General features: G+C 69.4%; 2 protein-coding genes. One reads left to right on the plus strand and one right to left on the minus strand.

Annotated features, from left to right (window positions below):
* Positions 1–276: 276 nt before the first annotated feature.
* On the minus strand, positions 277–849 hold the full coding sequence (locus Mam01_RS29865) for a DUF1707 SHOCT-like domain-containing protein (RefSeq protein WP_204288548.1): 573 nt from the start codon (positions 847–849) through the stop codon (positions 277–279).
* A 451-nt stretch (positions 850–1,300) separates the two neighbouring features.
* On the opposite strand from Mam01_RS29865, the gene Mam01_RS29870 reads away from it, so the two are divergent.
* The coding region (locus Mam01_RS29870; RefSeq protein WP_204288549.1) for a hypothetical protein at positions 1,301–1,822 on the plus strand (522 nt) is incomplete at its 3' end.

Consider the following 1,822-nt stretch of genomic DNA (forward strand, 5'->3'; position numbering starts at 1 on the left):
CGTCGTCCGCGACGCCCTCGACCCCCGCCTGCGCTGACCCGTGCCTGCGCCGACCCGTGCCTGCGCCGACCCGCGCCTGCGCTGACCCGTGGCGCACAGCGCGCGAGCCGGCACCGCACACCGCCCGGCACCTACCGCTCGGGCGAGCCCCGGGACCCGGGCCCTCGGAAAAGGCCCGCATGCCCGAGGGCTGCCCGAACCGTCAGCGGGGGAGTGGGTTGTCCGGCCTCGGACGCCGCAGCATCCATTGCCGGAAACTGCGGCGGGTGGCCCTGGCTATCGCACGGTGATGCTGCCCGGGCCGACCTTCCCCGTTACGTGGACGCGTAGCCGAACCGGCGTGCCGGGGGCGACACGCGTGCGATTCTCTACCTTGCCACTGCCCACCGCCACATCCTCGACGTCCACGAGGACGTCCGGCGGAACCACCAGCGTCACCGATCCGCTGCCCACCGACGCCTCGATCTCCAACGTGGGTGACGTGATGACGGCACCGGTGAAGTCGAGAACGACGGATCCGCTCTTGCACTCGACCTGCATGCGCTGCGGCACCACCCAATCGCCGTCGCGCTTCGCACTCGCGCTGCCGACCGCGATCCGCGTCAACTCCTTCGGAAGAGTGGCCGCGACACCACGCGCCAACGCCGGTCCGGCCCCCGGAAGGTCCGTGAGCAGCGCGTCGAGCTCCCCGTACGTACGCGCCGTCAGCGCAGCTTCGAGCCGTCCGTCCAGCTCGTCCGCGCTCAACCGGCCGTCTCCGGCGGCGACTCGTAGCAGCTCCACGACCTGCTCTCGATCCTTGTCAGACGCGCGCAGCTCGCCCCGACCGGGCGCCATTTCACCAGACATGTCTTCACTGTAATGATGTTGCCGTTCCCCGTCCCTGGGCCTGTGGAGCTTTAGGGGGGACGTTAGGGGTGAATCCGCGCGCACGCCCGGCGTGCGGCACCAATCGCGATGTCCTGGCCAGAACCTGGGAACTGTCGCTCGCACATGCCGGCCGCGGTGGGGCAGGAGCGTCCGACACTGCGGGCTCTTCCGCGTGTCGGATCCTCGTCGAATCGGTTCCAGTGCCCGTCGATGAACATTTCATCCTCTACCGATGAGTCGATCCGGCCGCAGGTCGTCCGTCGTCGCAGGCCGACGGCCATCAGGCCACGATCCGGGTTGTCGAAACGGTTCGCGATCTCCTTGACAGAGTTCCGCCGCGAATCGATTCAATGAGACCGGCGGAGACGCTGCGGTTTCCAGGACACGGCCTGTCCCGCCATCCCCACCCCTTCCGTCGAAGGAGCCACGAGTGAGCATCGGATTCAGCCGGCGGCACAGGCGCCGCCGCGGCCTGGCCGCGCTGCTGTCGGCCGCGGCGCTCGTCGCCGCCTCGGTCGTCGCGACCGCCGGGCCGGCCCAGGCGGCGGACGAGTCGATCACGGTCAACTTCTCCGCCGGGAGTGGTTCCCCCACATACCGGGCGTCGGGGTGGATCTACGGCATGACGGAGAACGGTGCCAACCCGCCCGACCATTTCTTCACGGATGTGAAGTACCGGTACATGCGGGCGGGTGGTGCGCAGCTGGACGGTCCGGGCGGGTGGGTGTCGGGCAAGTACGACCGGCGGTGGAACGCCACCCGGGCGCAGTTGCTGCGTACCCGTTCGCTGGGCGGGGAGTTCGTGCTGCTGGTGCACGACCTGTGGGGTGCCGACGGTTACGCGATCTCCCGCTTCCCGGGCGACAACGGCAACTGGACCGACTACGACAACTTCCTCACCCGCCTGATCAACGACGTGCGGGCGACCGGTGTCCCGGTGCAGTGGGATCTG

The sequence above is a fragment of the Microbispora amethystogenes genome (assembly GCF_016863015.1).
Taxonomy (GTDB): Bacteria; Actinomycetota; Actinomycetes; order Streptosporangiales; family Streptosporangiaceae; genus Microbispora; species Microbispora amethystogenes.